Source organism: Enteractinococcus helveticum (genome assembly GCF_001657475.1).
GTDB classification, from domain to species: Bacteria; Actinomycetota; Actinomycetes; order Actinomycetales; family Micrococcaceae; genus Yaniella; species Yaniella helvetica.
Genome location: NZ_LXEY01000102.1, coordinates 1 through 9,309, shown reverse-complemented (window position 1 = coordinate 9,309; position 9,309 = coordinate 1). Strand labels below are relative to the sequence as shown.

The following is a 9,309-nucleotide window of genomic DNA, read 5'->3' as shown; positions in this document are numbered from 1 at the left end:
ATGAGCTGCCCAAAACCCTGCAGCTGCCAGCAGCCGCCTGGATCAACCAGCCCACCGAACCGTCACAAAAGGACACACAACTCGCTGCCTAAACACTCGCTGGTCTCACCCGACTTGAAAATTACCGCTATTGACGTTTGTCGGTTGCACATCCTCAACAGCCTTAGCGAGTTTGCGGTAGGTGGGTGTCAAAAGCTGCGCTGCAGTGGCTTTTGGTTGGGTCTCATCTGGGGCTGATGTTCTTGATTTCTTCAAAAGGTAGTCTTCACAGTATGCGATGGCGAAGGACAAAGACATCAGTGAAGCAGTGCGTGTATGTGGTCTGTGCACTCCACGATGTGATGATTGCTATCATCGCTAAGAAGAGGATCTCATTCTCGACGAAGAAGACCCAGCGGCGTCAAAGGGACTTGCAGTTCAGGGCGAATCGTCAACAGAATTGTCGCAATGGCTTCTATACGCGCAACCCGGCAACAAGTAAAACGTCGTGCTTCGCTGCAGCGGGGGGTTATTACGCAGCGGTAGCCGGCACTACGTCACTATGGAACGGAAAGTAGATTATGAGAATCCGCCGTCGAAGTGTGTTCTACCTGGCCCTGGCTAGTGTGTTAAATTTCAGTGTGTTTGTTCTGGCCTGGGACTTCCTGGGATTATTTACTAACACGCTGCCGCCGTTATTGAGCATCTGCGTGATCAGTCTTTCGATCACGGCGCTCTTTGTGAGTGTCTGGATCTCGACTACAGTTGTGACGATAACGTGGCTCAGACGCATTGCTCTGATAGTGGTACTCGCTGCGTCCCTCGCTACTGTGGTCGGCGAGGTCGTGGTGCTCAACAGCGAAGACGGCAACCTCGGGGTTGGTCTGATCCCGGCTACAGGAACTTTGCTCCATATGCTGTTGGCGGCACTGTTGTTCGCACTATGTTTTATCCATAGCGCATCAAAGACTATTCCGGGTATGGCAGGAGATCAGAGCATTCGATCCCGTGTTTCATGAGTGGCATATGCTGCGACGTCCTATATACCACTGACGACAAAAACTGTTAGAAACTCGAACGTAAAAAACCTAACATAGAAGAACGTCAACTGGATTTGTAAAAATAAGAATTCATCCCGCTTCAATCAGCAGACCAAAGGATATTCCGTACAGCGTGGCAAGAATTACCAAAGCGCTGTGCAGACTCGAATAGATACATGGCCATGTGGGAAATAGAGAATCGAGACCCCTAAATGTCTGCCGGCATGAGTGATGAAGTTGGCATTTATATTGTCGAGCGGGACGGTGATCCGCCATCGCAGCGCCTTGTCATAGCAACTGTGAACCGAGAAAAAGCCTTGGAAGCATTTGAGCAGGGTGGGCAGGAACGCCCCGAAGCAGACATCCTGGTCTACAGAATTGAAATGCCTACCAAGACGGTGAAAGACCAATTACCAGAGGTCTTTATCCTCACCCAGATTGAAACACCTGATATTGAATACGGGCTTGATGCCTTCGCAACACGAGAGGAAGCAGAAGCAGCACTACGAGAACGAAGTCCCGGCTGGGACCCTGGAGTGCTAAACATTCTGCCGGTTTCGACTACTGCATAAGGTTCGAGATCACACGACACTAGCGCGTGCACGTGGCGCAGTACTGCCACCGGTCAGAACGCACCCAACACTGACAGAGTTCGTATCACCCCACGAAACTCAACAGCTCATCCTACGGATTGAGACCCCTCACAGTGGGACGAGCTGCACGCCGTCAAGACCCACATACCGGCGTTGACACCACTGATCCGTTTCGGGTCCTGCTCAACAGATCCTCCCTATCATCGGTGCTGATAACGCTTTCAGGTGGATGCTGGTTTCCACACCATGTCGGCACCAGCGTCTACGAGCACCCATTGGATGTGTTCCTGGTCGTAGGCGATATCCGAGGAAAACCAGTAGGTTTCGTCGGGGTTCCAGCCGGCGATTACACTGGCAGTCCCTGTGCTGTCATCGACAGGGATCGCCACGCCGGCTGCACCCAGGTATGCACCGACCTGGAGGTGAACACCATCATAGTGTTCTGCTACTTGCACCCAATCAGGAACCACCCAACGGCCTGCGCGCCCAGTGGTACGAAACCAGTCGTGGCGCTTTTGCGCGGTGACTTCGATGGGGAATCGTGCACACAGCTTGGCCCAGTCAGCAGCGTTTTCAATCTCGAACACCGACATACCCTTCGGCACGATCAGCTCCACGCTTACTGCTTGCTCCCACCCGAGACTGTCTTCGACCAACCACAGTCCGGCAGGGCTGCCATCACCCAGCAAGCGCGTCGATGATGGCAGGGTAAGGGGAGGGTGGGATCCCCATTCGCCGCTCCAGTTCGCAGTAGGGTCTGGGTCGCGTTCCGTACGAGCGATGTGCTCTTCGGCCCGTTCGCGGCGTCGGGCCGTCAGCAGTGCTGCGTGAACATCATCAGGAACAGTTTTTGGCAGGATGTCTTCCCACTGCAGTGCATATTGAGCAGAGATATCGACCGGGGTGCACCACCATGTGGTGTGTGGCGGAGCGGTGATATGGTGTGCGACGCGTTGCAGTGCACCTGACATCTCAGGTGTCGAAGCCAGGATGTCTGCACCGTCGGGTTCCTGCCAGTAGCGAGCCGAATCCACAGCAGCAACCAGAGCGTTTCGCAACACTACAGGCGTGGGTTCTAACAGCTCGACTGCGCCCAACCGCTCAGCGACCTCGGTGGCAGTGACCTCAGGGATGTCTAACTCCGCGGCGACGTCACCAAATAGCGAGTCAAACCAGCCAAATGCGGACTGCATTCGCAGTGCACGACCACCGATCACATCTGGATCAAGCCAGTGTGCTGCATAGATGACCGCTTGGCCAAATGAATCTTCACTACGAACCGGGTGCTGTGCCAGCTCCGAAGCCAGTGCATACTCCAACAGCAGCCGTCGGCCTCGCGGACCTGCCAGCAGCAGCTCCGCCACACGCGATGCTGAAGGTGAGCTATCCATCGCCTCGGCCCCTTATTGATCAGGTGAATCCTCGCCGCGAACAGCCCTCAGTGCAGCCAAAGAGGCTGTCAAGATGAAAGTCGCCCTTTTGGAGCAGAGTACCACCGACCACAGCATACTCGGTATACCCTCTTTGACATAGTGGCGGTTTAAGTCGTGAGGTAGGATGAGCGCAAAACTGACGTACCGCGAGAGGTGCTGGCTATCGCATTCTTTGTGACCGTTTTGTCTATAGTCGTCTCGATCTATACGTGGTGGCAGGCCAATCCCCAGCGTATGCAACGTCTGGGCAGAAATGCTGCAGTAGGCATACGCTCTTCCGCCACGATGAAATCCGATGCCGCATGGAATGCCGGCCATAGAGCTGCATGGCCGAAAGTAAAACAAGGGTCTGTGGTGCTCCTAATCGGATCACTGGTTTCCGCAGGTGCTATACCCTTTTATCTCAACCACCTCAGGAACTGCATTCTGGGTCGCAATAATAGGTGTCGGCTACCTTGCATATCTATGGCTAATTCTTGTCGGCTTCAAACACGCCCAGCGAGCATCGAAAAGCCTTACCGCATCAGCCAACGACACCGCCATCTGAACCTGCGAAAAACCGCCAAACGAAGTTGCGAGTGACAGATCACAGGCGTAATGAAACATCTGGTGTCTAACAGGGTGCCCCTGTTAGACGCTGCTGATCTGCTTGGCAGTGCGAGACAGATCCTCCTGTTTAGGAGGTTTCGGGGGACGCTGGTTTCCACACCATGCCGGTGCCAGCGTCTCGGAGCTCCCATCGGGTGTACTGGTGATCGTAATTGATGTTTGATGAGAACCAGTACGTTTCATCGGGGTTCCAGCCGGCGATCATGCTGGCGGTATCTGTGCTGTCATCGATAGGGATCGCGACTCCGGCTGCGGCCAGGTAGGCACCGACCTGAAGATGTATGCCATCATAGTGTTCTGCTACTTGTACCCAATCGGGAACGACCCAACGGCCTGTGTGTCCGGTCACCGCATACCACTCGGGGCGTTTTTGTGCAGTGACCTCGATAGGAAACTGTGCACATAGGCTTGCCCAGTCAGCAGCGTCTTCGATTTCGAAGACCCGCAGACCCTTTGGCACAATTAGCTCAACACTGTCGGCATGCTCCCATCCCAGACTGTCTTCGACAAACCGTAGTCCTGCTGGGAGGCCATCAGAAAGCAGACGCGTCGACGAAGGCAAGGTAAAACACGGATGAGACCACCATTCACCACTCCCTCCCGCAGTAGGATCTGAGCCTCGTTCTACCCGAGCCCAGCGCTCTTCGGTGTGTATCTGGTGACGTGCCGCCAATAAAGTTTCCTGAACATTCTCAGGAATCGTTTTGAGCGGTGTATCTTCCCACCGCACAGCATATTGCCCAGACATATCGACCGGAGTGCACCACCACCTGATGAAAGTCGAAGCTGCAATATGGGCAGCAACGCGGTACAGTTCACGCAACATCTCAGGAGTTGCAGCCAAAATATCTGTACCTTCCGGTTCCTGCCAATACCGAGCACTGTCCACCGCTGCACCCACAGCGTGCCGCAGTCGCCACGGCGTTGGCTCAAGGAGCTCCAGTGTTTTAAGCCGCTGCGCAACCTCGTCAACTGTTACCTCAAATGGCTGCCCATCCGAAGTGACCCAACCAAACACTGCACTAGCAGTCATTTCATCTGGATCCATACGATACGATGCATAGACAACCGCTTGCCCAAACGTCTCATCGGTCCGTACCGGGTTGCGTTCCAGCTCAGACGCTAGCGCATACTCTAATAAAAATCTCCGCCCACGCGGACCCGCCAGCAGAAGCTGCGCCATACGCGACGCCGAAGGTGAGCTATCCATCGCCTCGCCCCCTTTAGTTCACGGAGAGAACAGCGCCCACCAGCCCTCAATGCAACCAAGGAGCTGTTAAAATGCGAGGCGCTCTTTGGGAGCAGATTACCACCGACCGCGTCATACTCGGTATACCCCCGTTGAAACTTCTGCATGTCAGGGTGAAGTTCTTGACGGGAGCTGAGGATTCATATGTGCTGGTACTCAATGTAGAAAGCTGGACACATTTTGACGGGTGGTTTAGCGACGCCGGAAACTTCGAAGTGTGGATGCGTGCCAGCGACCTTCGAACCGGCCAGTTCAACCAAGCATGGTGCATGATTCGTACCGACCATCAACGATCAAGATACCCAATCACGACAAATCCGATGCACGAAAGCGAAGTACAAAAAAGATGGCAGAAACCGCTGTCGCGGAACACCGTGCAGCGAAGTGAAAGTCCACAACCAGCAAAGACCCAGACGTCAGGCTAGCCGACTAAATCACGGTGGCTACGGCAGGTTTTTCAGGGTCCCAGAACCCTAATTTCGCAGGAGGAACAGGCCATCAAGTCGCGGTTCCGTGACTAGAACAAGGCTGGGTTGCAGCACCGCACGGGCACGCCCGCACGCTCCAGACGGTCATGTCTTCTTCAAAGCAGGACAGCGGCATCATGCTGAAATGATCAGCGATTTGCCTCGCGATGCAGAGTGAAGTCTTCCTGGCCCATGTTGGCGGGTAGTTGCCCCTCGACTTGGTCAACGGCTGTGTCGGGGTCGGTGACCATCACGATGTTTGGACGGATCTTCGTCCAGCCTGCGGGCAGATCGATGTGAGCGTTGTCGGGTATTAAGAACGCTTGGCCTGGGGCACCCATTGTCGTGGCGTCCAGGGGCACGATCATATCGTCGATATCCTCAGGGCCGACACAGTTGGACATCGCCTTATCCCGGTCGGCATGCACCGCAATAAAACACAAACCCTGGGTCGTTTCGTCGGGGTTGGTTCGGGCCATATAGAAATCTATTGTCTCGCGGTCACCAAGATACCGGAAGTAGTGATCATCTACGCCCTGTAAGGCCTCGTCGTCCAGGACCACGGCAGGAACGTCCTCCTCGGTCGGCTGGTGAGAAAATACCCCATACTCATTCACTACTGTCGTCTCGGGTGCGGCTTGACACGCTGTGAGACCCGACACTGCGAGTCCCGCTCCGACCAGCAGTGGGACTCGGCCCAAGTGATTCCAACGTGCAATAGCTATGACCATGCAGGCAGTCTACAGACTCCTGCGGTCTTCCAGGAAGGGATCGGGTGTCGTTTTCGCGGTGACTAGGGGTTCTGCACCGCTGGACACACAGTAGCCTATAGGATGTATCACACTGCACGAGACGCTGGGGTGGTGGCGAGTGGTCCCCTACCGAGCACAGCGGTGATAGGTATCGATTATGCTGCAAGGCATGGTTCGGAGACATGTCGCCCTCGCCATGGGGCAGGGCTACTGTTAACGGCCTGTTCGCAAGCGAACGCTAGTCAAAGCCTGGCAATTTTAAACTAACGACACTTCCACGCGACCCGTTCCTGAAGCGGTCACGGCATTGCCATATGTCGAAGGTGACTCAGCTCGATTTCTAGGGGACCACAACGACAGGACATATTTTGTGGCCCGCCATACCGAGAACCCAGATCATCTGGTGTGTTTAATCCAGTTCGATCCTGCGACCGATCAGGCAGGAGCAGGATGCTCTGACACCCAGAATATGACAGACGGCAAGATCACCATTTTGGAAGATGGTTCTGCAGCGGTAGCTCTGGTGGCCGATGACCCGTGAACAACATACCTACAAGAGGATGACTGGCAACAAACCGCAGAAAACCTCTGGATCAAGGTTCAACTACTCTGTGAATCCAGGCTGCCCGGCAACAGCGCAGCTTTGAACCGTCACGAACGTAACCGCCAACGGGAACTGCGATATGCCGCCAAAGAAAGCTAACAGTCACACCGCAGAAGAGTACAACGTTATAGCTTTGAAGGTCCCAACGATCTATGTCACGGTGAGGAGACGACACGTGTCAACTCACGCCCCTTGATGTACAAATAGGTAGCGACCTATGAATACGACTTCTCGAACATCCCGGCTGGGCCTCGGCCTGTTTCCAAGCAGTCTCCTGCAACGCTTCTGCCTTCATTATCGCAATCTCCTCACCCCAGTTTGGTACCTGCCCGCGCGTTCCCGGCGTCTTACTGGTTCGTCGCAGCGTTCACAAGGCGGTACTCGATGACATAACTCCGATGATTTATCCGCGCCATGCCACGGTAGCCCAACCCTATGCTGGCGCCAAGAACCTAAACCAGCCGCGCCCGTATATGAGCCCACCTCGATGCTTGGCGGCTCGGTGATCCGGTCCCACAGCTCGTAGGTGGTCCCCTGGACGCCGACGACGCAGGAAACGCCAGAGTTGCCGACGCGACAGCCGTGGCAACATTCGTGCGGATCACTGCCGACAACTTCCGCCTCATCGACCGACTACTCACACAGATCGAACGGTCCAAAGCCGCACGGCAAGCCTTGCTCATCGGCCACTAAACACCGCGAAAACTACGCCACTTACCGCTGTGACTCGCACCTGAGCTGTTGCCGTTATGCCTGCTCAGCGTCGGGCGTGTCCAGTGAGGGTTCCTCATGTGGCATAGGCCCTGCGGCTCTGGGCTGACCGCTGGTGGCCTTGGTGTCGATTCGTGCAACCAGCTCCCGAATTTATACAGCTTTGTGCACGCATCATCTAAGCAAGAAGACCTACCGGGCACAGGACTGCTAACGGTTAAGATTCAACAGGCGGCTAGCCAAGTTTAGATTGGCAGGTGTCTTCACGGGGCGGATTATTCGAAGTGGCGTAGGTACCGCTGAGGTGCGTTGAGGAACCTGGACCAGTTTTGTACCATTCCAAGTTCATCGTATGCCGATTCGCGCAGGCCCCACTCACCGATCTCATAGAGTTGGGCCTCGGGCAATGCCGCCAGAATCGGAGAATGCGTGGCTAGCACGATTTGAGAACCTTGGATTTTCAACTCACGTAGTAACCCGATCAGGGTCAAACAACCGCTAAAAGATAATGCGGACTCGGGCTCATCTAACACCCACAATCCCGAAATGTGGGATCGTGCAACCACGAAGTCTAAGAACGCTTCGCCGTGGCTTTTATCGTGTAAATTGCTCGCCCCAATGGCCTCAAGATAACTGAAGTGACCGTGCATCTTCTCAGCACGCAAAAAGACACCGCGTTTCGAAGCTCCCGCGCCCCGCACGAGTTGGAGATGTTCTACCAGCATCGATTCAGTGGCTCGGGTTTCATGCCGGGCAGCATGAGTACCGCCTTCAGGGTTGAGCCCAAATGCAGCAGCAAGTGCTTCAACGATCGTCGATTTCCCGCTTCCATTATCTCCCACTAAAACCGTAACCGGGCTGAAATCAAGACCTGCATCGAGGATCTGTTGCACCGGGGCCAGTGTCGCAGGCCAGAAACCTCTTTCCATGGGGGCCTGGGGGTGTTCTTCAACTCGCCGTACCGGTAACGCGCTGAAAAGACTCATAGAACCAGCCTAAAACAGTGATCCTCGACTGAGGTACGTCTCGGGCCGTCGATGATCGAATACCATGCGGAATAACAACGAATTTACACGTAGGCAACGGGGATGGAGAGCTAGCTTTGCAAACTGAACGCAACGTTGGTCATGAGTTTTTACCCCAACACTCGGACGGAACCTGAATCCACACGGGTATGCCAGATTAGACAGTCTGGAGCGTGTAGAACTGAATGATAGAAACGGGACATAAACATCCCGATAGAAATCGAAGCCACAGATCAAATTGAAGCGAAACGTATTCTGGCGCTTTGCCCGCGTAGTGAACGACATGGCGCGATAGAGAAAGAAGTGACGAGCGAAGCGTGGAACCCTGGATGGACACCGTTGGACAGACCGATCTTTATCGGTCTAAGTATCGGTGAACCAAAACTCTATCGATTCGATATACCAGTGGAAACTAGCATCAGACGCTAAGGGCAACGTTGCAACTCCGGGTATACCTGGTCTGATGCTGAGTGATTAGTCTGCATTATGCTGCGGTTGCATTACCGATACTGGACGACTGTAGATTCCACAGGGCTGTTTTGTAAATTCGTGCCTGTCTGAAGCGCCAGTCAAATCATGCGCTTAGACTTAGAATCGCCCAGTACAAAGATATGAACGGATGGAAGAATTGACCTTGCCGTTACGTCATAGTTTTTAATAGACGGTATGCGTATTGGTGAGTTAGCGGAAGTCGTCGGGGTCTCGTCTCGTACCATTCGACATTATCATCACGAGGGTTTATTGCCGGAACCTTCTCGGGACTCGAATGGATACCGGCGTTATACGATTGCCGATCTGACACTGTTACTGAGGATCCGACATCTCCGAGAGTTAGGCCTTAGCGTTT

9 protein-coding genes are annotated in these 9,309 nt (G+C 54.3%); 5 read left to right on the top strand and 4 right to left on the bottom strand.

Going from position 1 to position 9,309, the window contains the following annotated elements:
• The first annotated feature begins 620 nt into the window (after positions 1-620).
• A complete protein-coding gene (locus tag A6F49_RS14865) occupies positions 621-998 on the top strand; it encodes a hypothetical protein (protein WP_150119542.1) in 378 nt (125 codons plus the stop codon).
• Positions 999-1,243: 245 nt separating this feature from the next.
• Positions 1,244-1,591 (top strand): hypothetical protein, encoded by a 348-nt coding sequence (locus tag A6F49_RS14860; protein WP_150119541.1) that lies wholly within the window; start codon positions 1,244-1,246, stop codon positions 1,589-1,591.
• A gap of 242 nt (positions 1,592-1,833) precedes the next feature.
• Here A6F49_RS14860 and A6F49_RS14855 read toward each other — a convergent pair whose 3' ends face one another.
• Positions 1,834-3,003 (bottom strand): hypothetical protein, encoded by a 1,170-nt coding sequence (locus A6F49_RS14855; RefSeq protein ID WP_043055327.1) that lies wholly within the window; start codon positions 3,001-3,003, stop codon positions 1,834-1,836.
• A gap of 276 nt (positions 3,004-3,279) precedes the next feature.
• Between A6F49_RS14855 and A6F49_RS18925 the strand changes: the two genes are divergently transcribed.
• Positions 3,280-3,627, top strand: a complete 348-nt coding sequence (locus A6F49_RS18925; protein WP_407643848.1) for an SdpI family protein — start codon at positions 3,280-3,282, stop codon at positions 3,625-3,627.
• Positions 3,628-3,721: 94 nt separating this feature from the next.
• On the opposite strand, the gene A6F49_RS14850 is transcribed toward A6F49_RS18925, so the two are convergent.
• Both A6F49_RS14850 and A6F49_RS14840 read right to left on the bottom strand, forming a co-directional pair.
• Positions 3,722-4,864, bottom strand: a complete 1,143-nt coding sequence (locus A6F49_RS14850; RefSeq protein WP_201120369.1) for a hypothetical protein — start codon at positions 4,862-4,864, stop codon at positions 3,722-3,724.
• Positions 4,865-5,519: 655 nt separating this feature from the next.
• The gene (locus tag A6F49_RS14840; RefSeq protein WP_043055329.1) at positions 5,520-6,101 is read right to left on the bottom strand and encodes a hypothetical protein; all 582 of its coding nucleotides are present in this window, start codon (positions 6,099-6,101) and stop codon (positions 5,520-5,522) included.
• A 391-nt stretch (positions 6,102-6,492) separates the two neighbouring features.
• Here A6F49_RS14840 and A6F49_RS18165 point away from each other — a divergent pair, with 391 nt between their 5' ends.
• Entirely contained in the window at positions 6,493-6,663 is a 171-nt protein-coding gene (locus A6F49_RS18165) for a hypothetical protein (protein ID WP_161485833.1), read from the top strand.
• A gap of 1,049 nt (positions 6,664-7,712) precedes the next feature.
• On the opposite strand, the gene A6F49_RS14835 is transcribed toward A6F49_RS18165, so the two are convergent.
• Complete coding sequence (locus A6F49_RS14835; protein WP_043055330.1) at positions 7,713-8,423, bottom strand: AAA family ATPase; 711 nt, start codon at positions 8,421-8,423, stop codon at positions 7,713-7,715.
• A 705-nt stretch (positions 8,424-9,128) separates the two neighbouring features.
• Between A6F49_RS14835 and A6F49_RS18920 the strand changes: the two genes are divergently transcribed.
• Positions 9,129-9,309: MerR family transcriptional regulator (locus tag A6F49_RS18920; RefSeq protein ID WP_150119335.1), on the top strand; the 181-nt coding region annotated here is incomplete at its 3' end.

Coding starts and splice junctions, on each gene's coding strand:
- A6F49_RS18925 (WP_407643848.1), top strand. CDS start 3,280: ATGCAACGTCTGGGCAGAAATGCTGCAGTAGGCATACGCTCTTCCGCC.
- A6F49_RS14850 (WP_201120369.1), bottom strand. CDS start 4,864: ATGGATAGCTCACCTTCGGCGTCGCGTATGGCGCAGCTTCTGCTGGCG.
- A6F49_RS14855 (WP_043055327.1), bottom strand. CDS start 3,003: ATGGATAGCTCACCTTCAGCATCGCGTGTGGCGGAGCTGCTGCTGGCA.
- A6F49_RS14840 (WP_043055329.1), bottom strand. CDS start 6,101: ATGGTCATAGCTATTGCACGTTGGAATCACTTGGGCCGAGTCCCACTG.
- A6F49_RS14835 (WP_043055330.1), bottom strand. CDS start 8,423: ATGAGTCTTTTCAGCGCGTTACCGGTACGGCGAGTTGAAGAACACCCC.
- A6F49_RS14860 (WP_150119541.1), top strand. CDS start 1,244: ATGAGTGATGAAGTTGGCATTTATATTGTCGAGCGGGACGGTGATCCG.